The following is a 20,478-nucleotide window of genomic DNA, read 5'->3' as shown; positions in this document are numbered from 1 at the left end:
ACAAATTTGAATAGATAAGATATACTTATTATAATTTTTATTACAATAAACTCAATGTTAATAATCAATATGATTTAAATTTTATATTTTACACTATTTATTAAATATTTTTATATATTAACTTCTAATTTTTAAAAGCATTACTGATATTCTTTTGCTTTATTATTAATTTAAAATTCAATTTTTAATGAAAATTTTTTATACCTAAATGTATTATTTGTATAAATTTCAATCTTATTTTTCAATTGCTCTTTTTCTAAATTAATATTAATCATTTCTTTGAACTCTTCCAATTTTTGCCTATTTTTTGAATGGTTTTCATCTCAGTCCGAAAAAATTGCACATATGAATATTACTGATCCAAAATGATTTGCTCATGAGCGATAATTTAATGATTCTCAAGATTTGATTAATTGTTCAGATATTTCTTTGGCCTTTTTAAGTTTAAATTCCTTTTCAAAATTTAAAAAATTTTTAAGCATTTTGAATTCTATAAGAGCAATTGTCTTTTTGTTATAAATACTTAATGCATCACATCTTTTAATTTGATTAAAAAATTTCTCTTCCAATTCCATAGCTTCCTCAAAATTTATTACCTCTTGATTTTCACTAGACAAGACACTTTCCTCTTCTGCTGTCTTAGATACTACTTTTCAAGAGCTTTTATAAACCTCTAAGGTTTTATGAAATTTAATATTCATTTTTTAAATCCTCCATATAATCATAAGTAGAAGAAAATCTTGTCAGAATCTCTAAACAATTATTTGAAACATATGAAAAATTTTTACCATCAATGCGTTCAAAAAATATGTAAGTACTTTTATCTTCTTGCTTCTCAAATTTTCTAAAGGCACTAACAACATAAGGACTATGAGTTGTTATAAATACATCTGAGAAAAAATTTTTTTGTAATTGAATAATAATGTTAATTAAATCAATTTGTTAAAAAGAGTTTAATGAAACTTCAATCTCATCAAAAAACATGGCATTAAGTACTAAATCACTTGCATTTTCAATAAAAAAATATAAACCTAAAACAGTTTTTAATCCATTAGATAAACTAACTCCATTATCTTTATTAAAAATATTATTATTTGTTTTAAGTTTATTAAGATCTAAATTTGGGTCCATCTTAAGCAATAAGTTCTTAATTAATTTTAGTATCTTTTCTCTTTCTTGTTCATTATTTTTTGAATTTGAATCTTCATCGTCTAAGCATTTAAAGCCATTTTCATCAAATGAAAGACTATGTCTTCCTATAAATTTATTTTCTTTTATAAAATAATTACCTTTATTTTCCTCAAACTCAAATAAAAACCCTTCCAGTTCACTATCTACAAAACTTAGTCTAATATCATTATCCATCATATCTATTCCATTTGTTATTTCATTCAAATTTGATATATATTTTACTCTTCCAGTAATTATATTAAAATATGAAATACTAAAGTCTACATTCTCTTTATTATGATAAAGAGCATTTTTATCATCTTTAATAACTATTTCAAATTCATCATTTTGAATAAAATCTTTAAAATTTAACTCTATTAATTTTTTATAAATTATTTTAGCAAATCTATTAAGTAAACTTTCTTTATTATCATAATTTACAATATAAAAGTTTACTAGATTTTCAATTTTTTGAAACTCTTCTTTAATTTTTTCTATACTTTCATGAATATTAGGTACATTTTGCAAAACATTAAAAAGAGCACCAATAGGATTTTTAAATATGACTTTAAGATAATTGCTTACTATTTTTCCTAAATAATCTATAATTTCTTCAAACTTACTAATTTCATAATTATTGTCACTTTTTAAATCTTCTATTTGAATATTTAAAAGCTTCTCTATTTCTCTATTTAAACCATTAATTCTTTTAATAATAGCTTCAATAAAATCCATTTTTTGATTATCTAAGTTTATGTCAGATGTAATCTCTATGGTTTGATTATAGACTTTCAATATTTTTAATAAAGTTGTTTTTCCAGTGGCATTATCTCCTGTTATTATGACCATTGAATTCTTTTCAGACACAAAAGATAAATTACTAATTGGACCAAATTCTTTTATTTTCACTTGCATTTTTTTACCCTCAAATCAATATTAATATTATATTTGAAAGAAAGATATAACCTAAAACTTTATAAAAAATACATTTGTTGACAAATTAATTATTCTTAGTCAATTATTAATTTATTTTCGAAAATCTACTTTTTCTTTACATTCTCTAGTGTTTTAAAAAGATTATATAAACCATAAGTTTATATAATCTCTTGAATCTAAATAGAAAATTAAAGATAAATATTGCTTATTGATAGACCATTAAGTAGAAAATTACTTTATAATCAAGTAGTAAAGAGGAACTTTAATATCATGGATGATAAACAATATAAACAAGACTTATTAGAAGTCTTTGAAGTAGCACAAAAAGCTATTGGCAAAACACTAAGAGAACTAGCTGGCAATAAATTAGATAGAATAAGATACTTTGATAATAAAGAAAAAGTAAAACATGTTATTCAACAAGCTGTTTTTGACATTGGTTTAATGAGTAAAATGGAATATACCTTTGAAGATCTACAATTAGAATTAAAACCAGTTGCATTAAAATATAATAAATATGGAGAATTAATTGTAAAAGAGAGAATGGTATTAAATGACATTTATTACGATGAAATTGTTAATGAAACATTTAAAACAAGTAGATTTATTAATAAAAATCAATTATTGCTAATCATGACCTATATTCATGATTATGAAAAAGACTTTTTAGATTATCAAATTAAAGATGCTTTTATTATTGATATTAGTCGACAAAAAGAGTTCTTTTTAATTGTTAATGATTGATTAGCAATTCAAGAAAAAGTTAAAAAAGGTAAAGCTGAAGATTTAAATGAAGGATTTACAAATATTTTGTCAGCTTCAACAAAAAGTCAAAATCGAATTGATTTAAAAAAGCAGCCCTATTCAAATGTTTTAGTAAGATTTAGAAACTATTCATTTAATATTAATTTCTTAAAAGAAATTATTTCAAAAAAAATCAGAAAAATTGATTATTTAAATGAAATATTTGAAGAAAAAGAAGTTAACGATATTGCAGATTTTAAAAATGAACAAATTGAAGAGTATCTAACAAGTATTATTGGTACAGACATCTCTAAATATACACAGTCAAAAGCAAACCAATGACATCAAATGGCTTTTGAAAATTATTTAAAAGAACATAATAGAGCAATGTATGACTTTATTAAAGTAACTAATTATAAGCTAATTCATAAATTAACTGATAATAGTAACCTTCAAGAACAAATCTCAACCAATTATGAATTAGACCCTTTTGAAATCTTAAATGATGAATTTGAAGAAAGTACATTTTATCAAGATATAATTTTAAAAACCTATATTGTAATAATGATTGATAAGATAAACAACCAGGTTTTAAACTTTAAGTTATTTAGATTAAGTGATGAAAATATTAAAAAAGCTCAAAGTGTTTTTTACAATGCAAGAAAAGAAATTCAAAGAATTATATCTCTTGGTATAACAAAAGATATTGATCCAAATTTTACTAAAATTAAAGATAACTTAGCTATTCATTTAAGAAAAAGCAAGAAAGCAAATAACACAATTTATAAAGTAAATGATAAGGAATTTGAAATTCCAGCATATGAATTTTGAATTAATAAAGATGTCATTTTTAAATAAAAGAAAAAGATTCTTAAAGGAATCTTTTTTTTAATATTTTTTTATTGTAACTAAGCTGATTTAATTTTAGCAACAACTGAAAAAGTAGTTTCTTCTCCAGTTTGAATAATATAACCATCTATTGCTTTCACAATAACTTTAATAGTTATATCTGCAGTTTCACCTTCACTTGTCGGATCACCATCAAACTCTAAACCTTCTGCTAATTTAGCTGTTTTTACAGCTTCAATTGCTTGTTGTTTATTGTCAAATTCTTCTCCATTTGTAGTTGCTTCTAGTGCGCTTTGAACACCACTTGTTGAAACTTCTTTTAAAGGTACTTTAACTTTTGCATTAACAGAAAATTTAGTTTCTTCTCCATCATTAATTTTATAACCATCTGTTGCTTTCACAACAACATTAATAGTTATATCTTCAATTTCACCTTCACTTGTTGGATCACCATCAAATTCTAAACCTTCTGCTAATTTAGCTGCTTTTACAGCTTCAATTGCTTGTTGTTTATTGTCAAATTCTCCTCCACTTGTAGTTGCTTCTAGTGCACTTTGAACACCACTTGTTGAAACTTCTTTTAAAGGTACTTTAACTTTTGCAATAACAGAGAATTTAGTTTCTTCTCCATCATTAATTTTATAACCTTCTGTTGCTTTCACAACAACATTAATAGTTATATCTTCAATTTCACCTTCACTTGTCGGATCACCATCAAACTCCAAACCTTCTACTAATTTAGCTGCTTTTACAGCTTTAATTGCTTGTTGTTTATTGTCAAATTCTCCTCCACTTGTAGTTGCTTCTAGTGCGCTTTGAACACCACTTGTTGAAACTTCTTTTACAACTCCAGTAACTTTTGCAATAACAGAGAATTTAGTTTCTTCTCCATCTTTAATTTTATAACCATCTTTTGCTTTTACAATAACATTAACAGTTATATCACCTGTTTCACCCTTAGTCGTAGGTTCACCATCAAATTGTAAACCTTCTCCTAATTGAGCAGCTTTAACAACATTAATAGCCTCTTGTTTAGTACTAAACTCTTTTTCTTTTACTGTTGCATCTAAAATGCTTTGAACTTCATTTGTTAAAGCTTCTTTAACCTCTGATGAAGTATCTTTTTTAACAGTAACATTAATTTTTTTTGTTGATAAAACATTTTGTTTCCCTTCAACTTCAACACCATATGTAATTGTTATAGTTTCTTTAACATCTTTATCTTTTGGTAATTTAGATGGTGTTATAGTAACTACTACATCACCATTATCACTAACCTCACCAAAAGTAACTGTTAAAATTGATTCCTTTACATTTGATACTGATTTAACAACTGCCTTATCAGTTTTTTTCCCTAAATTTATTGTTATCTTTTTAGATTCCAGATTTAAAAACTCTAAGCTTTCAATTTTCTCTCCATCATCTTTTTTACCACATGCAACAACTGTTGCACTAGTTGTAGCAACTAAACCAGCTGCTCCTAATAATCCTAATAATTTTTTCATTCTTTCTCCTTTTATTATTTTTATAATAAAAGTACCTTGCTTCTCACTCAAGTCTAGTTCTATTATAACTAATTAGTGACTTAAAAATGACAACACTTAAAATTAATTTTATTTTTAATTAGTAGATATTATTAACTTTGTAACTTTTTTATGCTTAATTTATAAAAATAAAAAAAAGATTCTAATTAAAGAATCTCTTTATAAAAATCTAAGTATTAATTTTAAATTGATTATCAGTTTAAAGCAATCTCAATTGTACCTTGTTCATAAACTTTTGAACCTTCATTAACTGTAATTAATAATGTACCATTTACTGCTTCTTTTGCTGGGTTTTCTCCCTCAGCTGGAACAGCTGCTTCTGGAGCTTTTTTTAATGTAGCTTTTACTTCTGCAACATTTAAGTTAGCATTTTTCCCTTTAACATCTGTTAAATAAGCATCAGCAGTTTTAACTTCAGTAATTGTTAATGTTTTAACTGTTACATGAGTTTCAATTTTTACTAATTCAGGAGTTGTAGCTTCCTGTTTTTTAACAGTAACGTTAATTTTTGTTGTTGTTAAAACTGTTTGTTTTCCATCTTTTTCAACACCATATGTAACTGTTAAAACTTCTTTAACATCTTTTTCAGTTGGCAATTTAGATGGTGTTACAGTAATTACTACATCACCATTATCAGCAACGTTACCAGCAGTTACTGTTAAAATTGATTTATCTTTTGCATCAGATACTATTTTAACAACTGCTTTATCAGTTTTTTTACCAACATTAATTGTTATATTTTTTGCCTCAAGTTTTGAAATTTCTAGAGACTTATCTACTACTTTTTGTCCACCACATGCAACAACTGTTGCACTAGTTGTAGCAACTAAACCAGCTGCTCCTAATAATCCTAATAATTTTTTCATTTTTTATTCCTCCATACTTTTTTTGAAAGTACCACACACACATATCAAGTTATTATTATTATAATTTACTTTAAGGATTTTAATTTCCCGGTTTGGAATATAAAAATATTTTTATAAGAATAAAAAATTATTTCTTTCATCAAAAAAAAAAAAAAAATGCAATATTAATGTATAATAAATATTAATTTTTCTTTTAATACTTGAACTTGATCTTCAAGTACTTCAACATTTTCTTGAAATTCTTCAATTTTCTCTTGCATATTAATTATCTCTTCACTTAACAATTTATTTTCCTTTTTTATTTCAACTACAGACATCTCTTCCAAATTTTTATTTATCTTCTTATCTTTTTTAAGTCCATTTAAAGTCATATATTTCGCTAACTACCATAGTACTATTATCATTTTTATAAAAAAATTAGACTCTTATTTTATTCTGCTTGTATTAAAAAAGTATAAAGTAAATTAGTAATAAATGTACTTGATAATATTAGTGTGTCAATTATTGTTGATACTTGAATATTTGCAAATAGAGATATTAATAAGAAAAATTATTTGAAATAAAAAACTTCTAAAGACATAAAATAAATAATATTATAGATACAGTTAATAAAACAAAGTAATTAAAAAATTAATAGGAAATTACTATTATTTCTTTGAAAAAGTGAGTAAACTGCAAGGAGCAATAAAAATAAAAAATATAGTCCATTAAATATTATAAAAGACCTCTCTTTTATAATAGATTTAAAACTATATTTGATTATTTAAATTCCTTATATAATTTTTTCATTAAATAGAAAATTCTATTAGATGAATTTAATGAAGTCCTTTTGACCTAATGTTTTAGAACCTAATGTAATTTGATCTAAATCAATATAAAAATTAATATAGCCTAAGTCCCAAAGCATAATATTATTGTTTATATTATAATCTCTATCATTTCATTCTAAACTAATTCCATTTTTATCCATAATTCAATTAAAGGCTGTATAGTTTCATACATTAGTTGCGCTTGCTAGGCCTTTTTGTTGTAATCCTATTGAGTATATTGAATCTTCAGAAAGTTTAGCTTGATTTAACATATTTAATCTATCTTCTGTAAATTCAAATTTATCACTTAAACCAAGATTTAAATAAAAATTAAATGAGTTATATTTTCCTCAATATCCTGTTGTTTTATCTTTTTCTACAAATTTATTAGTCAGTTTTGAGCTTTTAATAACCATTAAAAAATCCTGAGCAGAATTATATTCTGGATATTCATAACCATAAGATACTCCCATTGTTTTATGTCAAGCCTTTAAACTATTCACAGAGAATTTAGCTAAGTTATCTAATATTTTACTATTAGATTGTCCAACATCAATTAAATAATTAACAGCTATTCTAAAATCTGGTAATTCATGAATATAACCACCATCTGCTAAATTAATTGATAAACCAGTTAAATTAACATATCCTAATGCTAAAGAACTTTTAAACTCATTTGTCTGAACAATTGAAGATTCCTTATCAATTGATAACTCTTTTAGGAAATTTTCTTTTACAAGTTTATATTGCTCTTCTCAAATTTCATAATTATCATTTGTAAAATAATTATTTACTAATGATTGTTGAGTTTCTGACTTATTTGGATCATTTCTAAAAATAGTATTTAGCAATAATTTTCCCTCATCATTTTTATAATCTAATTTAATTGAATTAACATCTTCATAACTTTTTACGGTATTTATTGAATTAAACAACGAGTATTTATTCATGTCAGATGATTTATAAATTAAATCTCCTTCAAAAGAAAGTGGCAATGTACTACTTATTTCACTAAAATAATTATCTTTAATAAAGTTTGTCATTGAGTCTTCAAATCCATTTGATTTAGCTTTCTCTTGATAGTATTTTTTCAACTCAGTTTCATAGGTTCCATAACCATCTGATTCATCTTTTGACTCGTTAATAACATTTCATTTTAAATTTGTATGTTTCTGATCACTAGCCTTGTCAGATGAAAAGTAATCTCTAGCAATATTTTGATAAAAGTCATCACTTCCTTTTTTCAAAGCTTCATTATTAGTTGAAGTATACTTAAAATTATCACTGATATTAAAAGTTTCAATATCTTTGACTCCTTTATATTGAACCTCAATTTTATAATCAACAATTACATTCCCTAAATATATTCCTTCTTTTTCATAAGCCTTAATTACTAATGATTTTCAATCAAAAATTACATTTTTAAGTAAATTATCAACATCATTTAAAAGAATTTTATATTTATTTACATTTTTCAATTGATTTAGTGACTTTGTTAATTCATTAATATCTAAAACTTTCTTCATATCTATTTCTAATTGTTGTAAATCATATGGATCAATTTCTCCAACTGTTTTACCTTGGTACTGCTTAATTTTATTTTTAGTTAAAAACTTATTATTTACTTCCATTTCTGGTAAGCCAATTAAATTTTTATAAACATTATTCTCTAAGTGCTTTTTAAAAATTTCATTAGTTTCAGTTTCTAACTCCTTAATTAATTGACTATTGTCTTCAATAATTGGGGGAGTAACTGTTTTATCTCCACAAGCAACTACAGCTACACTACTTGTTGTAACTAAACTAAAAGTAGCTAATAATCCTAATAATTTTCTCATTTTTTATTTTTCTCATTTCTTTTTCTAAAAGTCACCAGAATAATATCAAGTTATATTATCATTATAATTTACTTTAACAATTTTAATTTTTTAGTTTGTAATATAAAAATATTTTTATAAGAACAGAAAAGCACTGTTCTTAAAAAAAAAAAAAAAAATGTAATATTAATGTATAATTATTACATTTTTTCTTCTAATACTTCAACTTGATCTTCAAGTACTTCCACTTGTTCTTCTAGAACTTCAACATTTTCTTGAAGTTCTTCAATTTTCTCTTGCATATTAATTATCTCTTCACTTAGTAATTCATTTTCATTTTTTATTTCAACTACAGACATCTCTTCCAAATTTTCATTTATCTTCTTATCTTTTTTAAGTCGATTTAAAGTCATTTTATCTTTTATTTTATTTGAAATTATAAAGCATAAAATGAATAATGAAGCTGCCATTGCAGATAAGTTAGCACACCCAACTTGTAAGTCAACAGGTTCTTTAATAAATGCATAACTAGTTCAGATACAAGCATTTAGAAAAGTTAAAAAGAACATAATTGGAGATAATGCTTTTGTATTTTTAGTCACACATACCTTAATTACTTGAGGTAATAGCATTGAAAAACTTGTTGCAAAACCAACTCATCCAAGAATATCATTTGCAAGTAATTTTGAAGCTGATGTTAATATCATACTAATTTTCTCCCTTATTGACTTATCTTAACAAATAAGTGTAGTTTGGTCAATAAGTAAAAAATATTCTTAAATTAATTCAAACTAAATTGCTTAAATTAATTGCAAAACACTTTATTCTAAATATTGTTTTCTAAAGCCTTATAAATAGCTTCCATATTAATTGGCAATTTAAGCAAGTTTTTTAAGGGCAAATTATTTTTAATTAAATATAAAAATAAGAAGTTTAATTGTTTAAAATTTTCAATTGCAACTACTAAAGAGTTTTCAATTTCATCATATTTAAAGGATTTTATATTATTAGTTGATAAAAAATTTCTAAAGTTTTGTACTTCAAATTGTTCACTTATATATACTTTATATTTTGAATAAACATTTAGTTTTTCAGCTGAACCATTAAAAATGTTTTGTCCATTATCAATAATTATAAAATCATCAATAATATCTGCTATTTCATCAATATTATGAACAGTAACTATTATTGTTTTGCCTTCTTTTTTAGCATCCATCAATAATATTTTAATTTTATTTCTTCAATACGAATCTAAATTAGCTCCAGGTTCATCAAGAATAAGAATTTCTGGCTCTTTAATAAAGCACAATATTAAATTCATTCTATTTTTCATTCCTCATGAAAAACTTTTAATTGGTTTATTTCTTGACTCTCAAATATCAAAATATTTCATTCAGTATTCAATTCTTTTTCTTGAAATAACTTTAGTTAGACCCATCATTATACACATATCCAATAAAAACTTATAGGCACTTACAACATATAATGAAAAATCCATCTGAGTATAATAGCCTATTTTACTATTTACTAAAAAGTATTTACCCTTTTTTCTAGAGATATTTTCAATTTTAATATCTCCTTTAAATTCCTTGATTATTCCTAATACTGAATTGATTATAACAGTTTTACCACTCCCACTACTTCCAAGCAAAGCTGTTATTCTTCCTTTTTGAATTGAGCAATTCAAAGGACCAATAACTTTCTTTTTAAATCTTTTTATATAATTTTCAAATTTTATTATTTGTTCCATACATTATCTTTATCCTGTTAAATCTAACTTTCTAAATTTATTTTTTGCAACATAATAATTAATAATAGCAATCATGGCTTGAAAAATTACATAATAATAAGGTGCAATGAAATTATTATATGTTTGAGAGTCTAATTTATTTTCTGAATTAATTTTAAAAGCATAAGATGGTTGAGAAATAAACAAGTTATCTTGCTTATTAAAATATATTTTACTTGAACTCTCTGGTTCAAATCATATATGATCATAGCTTCTCCCCCCAAAATATGTATAATTTTGCAACATATTGGAAATAAAATTAAACTGAAATGAAATATTATATAAATTTCTTGATTTAATATATTTTGTTCAATTTTCATTTTTAATTACAGTGCTATTTTCAAAAATAACCATATTATTTGTATAACGTATAAAATAGTTTTCTAAAATCCTAATACTTAACATTGTAGGGAAAAATAGTGTTTCTTGTATTAAATTACTTACTTTAGAACTTTCTAATCTTAATTTATTATCAGAGAATGAGAAATAACTTTGGTAAATTTCTACTATGTCTTTATCTTTTAATAACATCTTTTCATCCTGTGGTTTTGTAACATTTTTTATGTAGTTTTTTTCAATATTATCTTTCTCATTAAGAAAAATAAATACATCAAATAAATCATAAAACTTATCTTGAAAATTATTATTAACTTTTGTTATAAAATTTGTAAATTCAATAAACTCTTTAATAATTTTTTCCTTTTCTTTACTAAAAAAATTTGCTTTAATTTTATTTTCTAGCTCCTCAACTGTTAAGAATCTACACTTTAATTCAAACTTTAAATTAACTTCATCACCTTTTCATTTTGATAATTGTGAATTATTATTTACTGCAATAATTTTTGTAGGTTCATTTAATTCTACTATCTGTTGCTTTTCTTCTACAACTCCCAAATTCATTCAAAAATTAATTCTTTTTTGAATACTAGAAGCATTATTAAAATTATTATTTATTGAATTAGGATCTGTTTCAAATTGATTATTTATAAAATTGTTATATATTTCAAAACTCAAATTAGAATATTTATTTTTTTTATTTAAAACTTGATTTTTAAGATTATAAGAATCATATATCTCATTAACTGACATAGCGGTATTTGCATTTTTATAAGAAAAAGTTATGCTTTTATTTTCTTCACCTTGGATTAAAAAAGTATAAGGTAAATTACTAATAAAGGAACTTGCCAATATTAAAGTCGCTATAATAGTCGAAACTTGAATATTTGCAAATAAAGATATTAGTAGAAAAAAATTAATTAAAAATAAACAGCTTATAAAAGCATAAACAAAATAAGTAGTTGTAACTCTTAATAAGAATAAATTTAATTGCACTAAAAAAAGCATATTAATAATATTTATTAATAAATACGTAATTGATATATTAAATAATATTAATAAAATAAATGCCATAAATTGATAACTAAATAATTTAGCTCTTGATAACTGCTGAGTGACTATTATATTTAAAGTCTTATCATCTCTTTTTACTACATAAAAATATTGAGCTAATCGCAAACACAAAATAAATAATATTATAAATATAGTTAATAAAACATAATAGTCAAAAATTAATAAGAAAGTACTATTATTCTTTTGAAAAACTGAGTAGATTGCTATTAATAAAGAAAATAATAAATACAGTCCATTAAATATTATAAAGGATCGCTCTTTTATAATAGATTTAAAAGTATATTTTATTATTCATATTCCTGGTATGTTTTTTTTCATTGTTTATAAAACCTCCATTATATAAATTTAATAAAGTCTTTTTCATCCCATTTTTTTGAACCTAATGTTATTTGATCTAAATCAATATAAAAATTATTAAAACCTAAATCAAAAAGCATAAGACTATTATTTATATTTGCGGTTCCATTATTTCATTTTAAGCTCAATCCATTTTTCCCTGTAATTAAATTAAAGTCTGTATACTTTCATACATTAGTTGGATTTGATAATCCTTTTTGCTGTAATCCTATTGAGTACATTGAATTATCAGGAAGTTTTGCTTGATTTAACATATTTAATCTATCTTCTGTAAATTCAAATCTATCACTTAAACCAAAATTCAAATAAGAATGAATGAGTTATTGCTATGTCAAGATACTGTTTTATCTTTTTCAATAAATCTGCTAGTTAAATTTGAACATCTAATGATCATCAAGAAATCTTGAGCAGAATTATATTCAAGATATTTATAACCATAAGCAACTCCCATTTTTTATGTCAAGCCTTTAAACTATTTACAGAAAATTTAGCCATATTATCTAAAATTTTACTATCTGATTGTTGAGCATCAATTAAATAATTAACAACTAATCTAAAATCTGGTAACTCATGAATATAGCTACCATCTGCTAAATTAATTTATAAGTCAGTTAAATTAACATATCCTAGTGCCAATGAGATTTTGAACTCATTTGCTTGAGCAATAGAAAATTCATTATCAATTTACAATTCTTTTAAGAAATTTTGTTTTGAAATAGCATATTGGTCTTGTCAGATTTTATATTTCTTACTTGTAAAGTAGTTATTTACTAATGATTGTTATGTTTCTGAATTATTTGGATCATTTTTAAAAACAGTATTCAGCATTAATATTCCTTCATCAGTTTTATAATCAAGCTTAATTGAATTTGAATCATTATAACTTTTTACAGTATTTATTGTATTAAATAATGAGTATTTATTCATTTCTGAAGATTTATAAATAAGGTCTCCTTCAAAGGAAAGTGGCAATGTATTACTTATTTTACTAAAATAATTATTTTTAATAAAATTTGTCATTGAAGTTTCAAAACCATTTGACTTAGCATTCTCTTGATAATATTTTTTAAACTAGGCATCATAATTACTATAACCATCTGATTCATCTTTAGAACCCTTAATGTCATTTCATTTTAAATTTGTATTTTTTTATCAAGAGCATCTTCTGATGAAAAATAATCTCTTGCAATTTCTTTATAAAAGTCATCACTTCATTTTTTCAAAGCTTCATTATTTTGAAGTATACCTAAAAATATTACTGATATTAAAACTTTGAATATCTTTGACTCCTTTATATTTATATTGAACTTCAATTTTATAATCAACAATTACTTTCCCTAAATCAAAACCATCTTGTTCATAGATTTTAATTATTAATGATTTTCAATCAAAAATTACATTTTTAATTAAACTATCAACATCATTTAAAAGGATTTTATATTTGTTTACATTTTTTAATTGATTTAGTGACTTTGTTAATTCATTAATATCTAAAATTTTCTTTATATCTATTTCTAATTGTTGTAAATCATATGGATCAATTTCTTCTACTGCTTTACCTTGGTACTGCTTAATTTTACTTTTAGTTAAAAACTTATTATCTGCTTCTATTATTGATTTTTTATAAACATTATTCTCTAAGTGCTCTACAAAAATTTTATTAGTTTCAGTTTCTAACTCCTTAATTAATTGACTATTGTCTTCAATAATTGGGGGAGTAACTGTTTTATCTCCACAAGCAACTACAGCTACACTACTTGTTGTAACTAAACTAAAAGCAGCTAATAAACTTAATAGTTTTTTCATTTTATCCTCCTTGATTATTTTTTAATAATCTTTTTTTATTTTATAAAAAAAAAAAAAAAAATCAAGAAAAGCAAATTAAGTTAAAACACTTAAAAATGTTTTATTAAATTTAAAACATTTTTAAGTGTAGTGGTTATTTTAAAGTATAATAAAATTTTTTAAGCGAATAAAGGTACATTTAATTAAAATACTGTTTGAGTCATCTATGTATTTGCTCTAGAAATTTAATTCCTTTAAATCGTGAGACTAAATTTGACCTAAGTATATTATTCTGATTACAAAATTTTTCTGTTTCTTTACTTATAAGTGCAGATGATAAATCACTATGTATAAAAATTTTCTTTATTCAGCCTAAACCCGTTTTTCTTATTAAACTTTCTAACATTTCAAGAGTTACTGTTATATTTTCAGAGTTGCCAACTGAATATGAGCTAATTTCATTAGAGTAAAAGTCATATACAGGTGAAAATAAGTGTTTATTTTTAGCTCCATTAATATAAATATTTTTAAATCAGGTACCTTCAATTTCAATTTTTTTTAAATATTTATCAGATCTATATTCTCTTTTTATAAGATCTAATAATGTATTTCTTTTATGATTACTTATTGCCATTCCTGTTTTTGATTTAGTGGAAACTATTTTCTTTTTTAGTTTTAATAAAATTTCCTTTCTGCGTTCAATAATTGTCTCTCTTAAAAGCTTTATATTGAAGTTCTTTAATGTTTTTAATCTAGCATTCTCGACACAAAATATACAATACTTCCTTGAATAAATACTCTCTAAAACTCCTTTAGCATGAATATAATATTATCTTTTATATTCGAGTTTTCCTCTTTTAATTCAATTAGTATAACTACGATAACCAACACCATAAATTAGAGAATTTTTTATTGCATCATTTTTCATTAAGGATAATTCATATACTGTTTTATATATCCGAATAATATTTTTTTGTATATGGTTTTTTATTAACCTTTTGATAAACTATTAGAAATGAAGTTATAAAGTTTTTAAATATTTCAACTTGTTTTTCTACCTGTTCTCTTTTGCTCTTTTCATTCTTAACTTATATTAAATGACACTTCGCTTAATTTTTGCTTCTAATTTAAAAAGTTTTTTTATTTCTTTATTTTCTTCGCTATATTTACTATCTTTATTTTTAAGTCTAGTTTGATTGGTTTAACTACGTTTTTTTTCTATCAAATACTTTAATAACAGATGACTTATGACATTTTTGATATCAATCTAAAAGACTTGAGTTATCTTTTATAATATATTTAATTGCAATATCTTTTAATTTAATAGGATTAATATAATCATTAACAGTTTAAATTTTTAACTCATTTAAGTATTTCATTTAAATGCAACCTCTTTTGCTAATACAATTATAATCTTATTCTAAATTATAAAACAAAAAAATTGGGAGGCCTATGTACTTAGCCCCCCAATATCTACTGTTAATAATTAAAGTTAAATATAAAATTAATTTTCCAAAGCTTTATAAATAGCTTCCATATTAATTGGCAATTTAAGCAAGTTTTTTAAGGGCAAATTATTTTTAATTAAATATAAAAATAAGAAGTTTAATTGCTTAAAATTTTCAATTGCAACTACTAAGGAGTTTTCAATTTCATCATATTTAAAGGATTTTATATTATTAGTTGATAAAAAATTTCTAAAGTTTTGTACTTCAAATTGTTCACTTATATATACTTTATATTTTGAGTAAACATTTAGTTTTTCAGCTGAACCATTAAAAATGTTTTGCCCATTATCAATAATTATAAAATCATCAATAATATCTGCTATTTCATCAATATTATGAACAGTAACTATTATTGTTTTGCCATCTTTTTTAGCATCCATCAATAATATTTTAATTTTATTTCTTCAATATGAATCTAAATTAGCTCCAGGTTCATCAAGAATAAGAATTTCTGGTTCTTTAATAAAGCACAATATTAAATTCATTCTATTTTTCATTCCTCATGAAAAACTTTTAATTGGTTTATTTCTTGACTCTCAAATATCAAAATATTTCATTCAATATTCAATTCTTTCTCTTGAAATAACTTTAGTTAGACCCATCATTATACACATATCCAATAAAAACTTATAGGCACTTACAACATATAATGAAAAATCCATCTGAGTATAATAGCCTATTTTACTATTTACTAAAAAGTATTTACCCTTTTTTCTAGAGATATTTTCAATTTTAATATCTCCTTTAAATTCCTTGATTATTCCTAATAGTGAATTGATTATAACAGTTTTACCACTCCCACTACTTCCAAGCAAAGCTGTTATTCTTCCTTTTTGAATTGAGCAATTCAAAGGACCAATAACTTTCTTTTTAAATCTTTTTATATAATTTTCAAATTTTATTATTTGTTCCATACTTTATCTTTATCCTGTTAAATCTAACTTTCTAAATTTATTTTTTGCAACATAATAATTAATAATAGCAATCATGGCTTGAAAAATTACATAATAATAAGGTGCTATAAAATTATTATATGTTTGAGAGTCTAATTTATTGACTGAATTAATTTTAAATGCATAAGATGGTTGAGAAATAAACAAGTTATCTTGCTTATTAAAATATATTTTACTTGAACTTTCTGGTTCAAATCATATATGATCATAGCTTCTTCCACCAAAATATGTATAATTTTGCAACATATTGGAAATAAAATTAAACTGAAATGAAATATTATATAAATTTCTTGATTTAATATATTTTGTTCAATTTTCATTTTTAATTATAGTGCTATTTTCAAAAATAACCATATTATTTGTATAACGTATAAAATAGTTTTCTAAAATCCTAATACTTAACATTGTAGGGAAAAATAGTGTTTCTTGTATTAAATTACTTACTTTAGAACTTTCTAATCTTAATTTATTATTAGAGAATGAGAAATAACTTTGATAAATTTCTACTATGTCTTTATCTTTTAATAACATCTTTTTATCCTGTGGTTTTGTAACATTTTTTATGTAGTTTTTTTCAATATTATCTTTCTCATTAAGAAAAATAAATACATCAAATAAATCATAAAACTTATCTTGAAAATTATTATTAACTTTTGTTATAAAATTTGTAAATTCAATAAACTCTTTAATAATTTTTTCCTTTTCTTTACTAAAAAAATTTGCTTTAATTTTATTTTCTAGCTCCTCAACTGTTAAGAATCTATACTTTAATTCAAACTTTAAATTAACTTCATCACCTTTTCATTTTGATAATTGTGAATTATTATTTACTGCAATAATTTTTGTAGGTTCATTAAATTCTACTATCTGTTGCCTTTCTTCTACAACTCCCAAATCCATTCAAAAATTAATTCTTTTTTGAATACTAGAAGCATTATTAAAATTATTATTTATGGAATTAGGATCTGTTTCAAATTGATTATCTATAAAATTGTTATATATCTCAAAACTCAAATTAGAATATTTAATTTTTTTATTTAAAACATGACTTTTAAGATTATAAGAATCATATATCTCATTAACTGACATAGCGGTATTTGCATTTTTATAAGAAAAAGTTATACTTTTATTTTCTTCACCTTGGATTAAAAAAGTATAAGGTAAGTTACTAATAAAAGAACTTGCCAATATTAAAGTAGCTATAATAGTTGAAACTTGAATATTTGCAAATAAAGATATTAGTAGAAAAAAATTAATTAAAAATAAACAGCTTATAAAAGCATAAACAAAATAAGTAGTTGTAACTCTTAATAAGAATAAATTTAATTGCACTAAAAAAAGCATATTAATAATATTTATCAATAAATACGTAATTGATATATTAAATAATATTAATAAAATAAATGCCATAAATTGATAACTAAATAATTTAGTTCTTGATAACTGCTGAGTGACTATTATATTTAAAGTCTTATCATCTCTTTTTACTACATAAAAATATTGAGCTAATCGCAAACATAAAATAAATAATATTATAAATATAGTTAATAAAACATAATAATCAAAAATTAATAAGAAACTACTATTATTCTTTTGAAAAACTGAGTAGATTGCTATTAATAAGGAAAATAATAAATACAGTCCATTAAATATTATAAAAGATCGCTCTTTTATAATAGATTTAAAACTATATTTGATTATTCAAATTCCTGGTATCACTTTTTTCATTAAATATAAAATTCCATTAGATGAATTTAATAAAGTCCTTTTGACCTAATGTTTTACAACCTAATGTAATTTGATCTAAATCAATATAAAAATTGATATAGCCTAAGTCTCAAAGCATAATATTATTGTTAGTGATCTCTTTATCAGGTGCTTTATGTCATTTTAAACTAAGTCCATTTTTTTCTGTAATTCAATCAAAGTCTGTCCATGTTCATCTACTAGCTGGAAATGCAAAGTTCTTTTCCTGGAATCCTATTGTGTACATTGAATCTTCAGGAAGTTTTGCTTGATTTAACATATTTAATCTATCTTCTGTAAATTCAAATCTATCACTTAAACCAAAACTTCAATTAAATATGGCTGATCATAAATCACCTCAACCTGGAGCTTTTTTACTTTTTTCTACAAACTCATTAGTCAGTTTTGAGCTTTTAATGACCATCAAGAAATCTTGAGCAGAATTATATTCTGGATATTCATAACCATAAACTACTCCCATTGTTTTATGTCAAACCTTTAAACTATTCACAGAGAATTTAGCTAAGTTATCTAATATTTTACTTTTAGACTGTTCAACATCAATTAAATAATTAACAGCTATTCTAAAATCTGGTAACTCATGAATATAACCACCATCTGCTAAATTAATTGATAAACCAGTTAAATTAACATATCCTAATGCTAAAGAACTTTTAAATTCATTTGTCTGAACAATTGAAGATTCTTTATCAATTGATAATTCTTTTAGGAAATTTTCTTTTGCAAGTTTATATTGCTCTTCTCAAACTTTATAATTATCATTTGTAAAATAACTATTTACTAATGCTTGTTGAGTTTCTGACTTATTTGGATCATTTCTAAAAACAGTATTCAGCATTATTCTTCCCTCAGCAGTTTTATAATCTAATTTAATTGAATTTGAATCATTATAACTTTTTCCAGTATTTATTGATTTAAACAGCGAGTATTTATTCATGTCAGATGATTTGTAAATCAAATCTCCTTCAAAAGAAAGCGGTAATGTACTACTTATTTCACTAAAATAATTATTTTTAATAAAATTTGTCATTGAAGTTTCAAAACCATTTGTTTTAGCTGCCTCTTGATAATATTTTTTAAACTCAGTTTCATAGGTTCCATAACCATCTGATTCATCTTTAGAATCCTTAATTTTATTTCATTTTAAATTTGTATGTTTTTTATCAAGAGCATCTTCTGAGGAAAAATAATCTTTTGCAATTCCTTTATAAAAGTCATCACTTCCTTTTTTCAAAGCTTCATTATTAGTTGAAGTATACTTAAAATTATCACTAATATTAAAAGTTTCAATATCCTTGACTCCTTTATATTGAACTTCAATTTTATAATCAACAATTACATTCCCTAAATATATTTTCTCTTTTTCATAAGACTTAATTACTAATGATTCTCAATCAAAAATTACATTTTTAATTAAACTATCAACATCATTTAAAAGTATTTTATATTTGTTTACATTTTTCAATTGATTTAGTGACTTTGTTAATTCATTAATATCTAAAACTTTCTTCATATCTATTTCTAATTTTTGTAAATCATATGAATCAATTTCTCCTACTGTTTTACCTTGATACTGATTAATTTTATTTTTAGTTAAAAACTTATTATTTACTTCCATTTCTGGTAAGCTAATTAAATTTTTATAAACATTATTCTTTAAGTGTTTTTTAAAAATTTCATTAGTTTCAGTTTTTAACTCCTTAATTAATTGACTATTGTCTTCAATGATTGGAAGAACAACTGTTTTGTCTCCGCAAGAAACTACAGTCACGCTACTTGTTGTAACTAAACTAAAAGCAGCTAATAAGCTTAATAATTTTTTCATTTTATCCTCCTTGATTATTTTTTAATAATCTATTTTTAGATTATTTAAAAAAAAAAAAAAAAAGCAAAGTGATTTAAAACACTTAAAAATGTTTTATTAAATTTAAAACATTTTTAAGTGTAGTGACTATTTTAAGATATAAAAATTTTTTGAGCGAATAAGCGTACCTTTAATTAAAATACTTTTTGAGTCATCTATGTATTTGGTCTAGAAATTGATTTCCTTTAAATCGCGAGACTGAATTTGACCTAAGTATATTATTTTGATTACAGAATTTTTCTGTTTCTTTAATTGTAAGTGCAAAACCTAAATCACTATGTATAAAAATTTTCTTTATTTAACCTAAAAC

General features: G+C 23.0%; 18 protein-coding genes. 1 reads left to right on the top strand and 17 read right to left on the bottom strand.

Annotation, left to right across the window (positions count from 1 at the left end):
• Positions 1–170: 170 nt before the first annotated feature.
• The gene (locus AAHM84_RS01115; RefSeq protein WP_342259074.1) at positions 171–701 is read right to left on the bottom strand and encodes a hypothetical protein; all 531 of its coding nucleotides are present in this window, start codon (positions 699–701) and stop codon (positions 171–173) included.
• Positions 702–942: 241 nt separating this feature from the next.
• Positions 943–2,085, bottom strand: coding sequence for a hypothetical protein (locus tag AAHM84_RS01110; protein ID WP_342259073.1), 1,143 nt, complete (start codon positions 2,083–2,085; stop codon positions 943–945).
• 291 nt (positions 2,086–2,376) lie between these two features.
• On the opposite strand from AAHM84_RS01110, the gene AAHM84_RS01105 reads away from it, so the two are divergent.
• Positions 2,377–3,708, top strand: a complete 1,332-nt coding sequence (locus tag AAHM84_RS01105) for a MutH/Sau3AI family endonuclease (protein ID WP_342259072.1) — start codon at positions 2,377–2,379, stop codon at positions 3,706–3,708.
• Between the two features lie 50 nt (positions 3,709–3,758).
• On the opposite strand, the gene AAHM84_RS01100 is transcribed toward AAHM84_RS01105, so the two are convergent.
• The 15 genes from AAHM84_RS01100 to AAHM84_RS01030 all read right to left on the bottom strand — a co-directional run bounded on the left by AAHM84_RS01100 (position 3,759) and on the right by AAHM84_RS01030 (position 20,129).
• Positions 3,759–5,204, bottom strand: coding sequence for a lipoprotein (locus AAHM84_RS01100; RefSeq protein WP_342259071.1), 1,446 nt, complete (start codon positions 5,202–5,204; stop codon positions 3,759–3,761).
• A gap of 230 nt (positions 5,205–5,434) precedes the next feature.
• Positions 5,435–6,109 (bottom strand): lipoprotein, encoded by a 675-nt coding sequence (locus AAHM84_RS01095; RefSeq protein ID WP_342259070.1) that lies wholly within the window; start codon positions 6,107–6,109, stop codon positions 5,435–5,437.
• A 164-nt stretch (positions 6,110–6,273) separates the two neighbouring features.
• Positions 6,274–6,480: a hypothetical protein gene (locus tag AAHM84_RS01090; RefSeq protein WP_342259069.1), complete on the bottom strand. Its 207-nt coding sequence runs from the start codon at positions 6,478–6,480 to the stop codon at positions 6,274–6,276.
• A 434-nt stretch (positions 6,481–6,914) separates the two neighbouring features.
• Positions 6,915–8,756 (bottom strand): lipoprotein, encoded by a 1,842-nt coding sequence (locus AAHM84_RS01085; RefSeq protein WP_342259068.1) that lies wholly within the window; start codon positions 8,754–8,756, stop codon positions 6,915–6,917.
• A 179-nt stretch (positions 8,757–8,935) separates the two neighbouring features.
• A complete protein-coding gene (locus AAHM84_RS01080) occupies positions 8,936–9,442 on the bottom strand; it encodes a PQ-loop repeat-containing protein (protein ID WP_342259067.1) in 507 nt (168 codons plus the stop codon).
• Positions 9,443–9,561: 119 nt separating this feature from the next.
• Positions 9,562–10,485, bottom strand: coding sequence for an ABC transporter ATP-binding protein (locus AAHM84_RS01075; protein ID WP_342259066.1), 924 nt, complete (start codon positions 10,483–10,485; stop codon positions 9,562–9,564).
• A gap of 9 nt (positions 10,486–10,494) precedes the next feature.
• Entirely contained in the window at positions 10,495–12,252 is a 1,758-nt protein-coding gene (locus AAHM84_RS01070; protein WP_342259065.1) for an ABC transporter permease, read from the bottom strand.
• Positions 12,253–12,269: 17 nt separating this feature from the next.
• Positions 12,270–12,545 (bottom strand): hypothetical protein, encoded by a 276-nt coding sequence (locus AAHM84_RS01065; protein ID WP_342259064.1) that lies wholly within the window; start codon positions 12,543–12,545, stop codon positions 12,270–12,272.
• 35 nt (positions 12,546–12,580) lie between these two features.
• Positions 12,581–12,742, bottom strand: coding sequence for a hypothetical protein (locus tag AAHM84_RS01060; protein WP_342259063.1), 162 nt, complete (start codon positions 12,740–12,742; stop codon positions 12,581–12,583).
• 329 nt (positions 12,743–13,071) lie between these two features.
• Entirely contained in the window at positions 13,072–13,311 is a 240-nt protein-coding gene (locus AAHM84_RS01055) for a hypothetical protein (RefSeq protein ID WP_342259062.1), read from the bottom strand.
• A 210-nt stretch (positions 13,312–13,521) separates the two neighbouring features.
• Positions 13,522–14,097, bottom strand: a complete 576-nt coding sequence (locus AAHM84_RS01050) for a lipoprotein (RefSeq protein WP_342259061.1) — start codon at positions 14,095–14,097, stop codon at positions 13,522–13,524.
• A 178-nt stretch (positions 14,098–14,275) separates the two neighbouring features.
• Positions 14,276–14,710 carry a hypothetical protein gene (locus AAHM84_RS01045; RefSeq protein WP_342259060.1) on the bottom strand — a complete coding sequence of 145 codons (435 nt, stop codon included), beginning with the start codon at positions 14,708–14,710 and terminating at the stop codon, positions 14,276–14,278.
• Between the two features lie 870 nt (positions 14,711–15,580).
• Positions 15,581–16,498 carry an ABC transporter ATP-binding protein gene (locus tag AAHM84_RS01040; protein ID WP_342259059.1) on the bottom strand — a complete coding sequence of 306 codons (918 nt, stop codon included), beginning with the start codon at positions 16,496–16,498 and terminating at the stop codon, positions 15,581–15,583.
• A 9-nt stretch (positions 16,499–16,507) separates the two neighbouring features.
• Positions 16,508–18,265 carry an ABC transporter permease gene (locus tag AAHM84_RS01035; protein WP_342259058.1) on the bottom strand — a complete coding sequence of 586 codons (1,758 nt, stop codon included), beginning with the start codon at positions 18,263–18,265 and terminating at the stop codon, positions 16,508–16,510.
• A gap of 16 nt (positions 18,266–18,281) precedes the next feature.
• Entirely contained in the window at positions 18,282–20,129 is a 1,848-nt protein-coding gene (locus tag AAHM84_RS01030) for a lipoprotein (protein WP_342259057.1), read from the bottom strand.
• Between the last annotated feature and the right edge of the window lie 349 nt (positions 20,130–20,478).

The organism is Spiroplasma endosymbiont of Dioctria linearis (assembly GCF_964030865.1).
Lineage (GTDB): Bacteria > Bacillota_I > Bacilli_A > Mycoplasmatales > Mycoplasmataceae > Spiroplasma_A.
The sequence above is the reverse complement of the archived record's forward strand: the minus strand, read 5'-3'. Positions and strand labels throughout refer to the sequence as shown.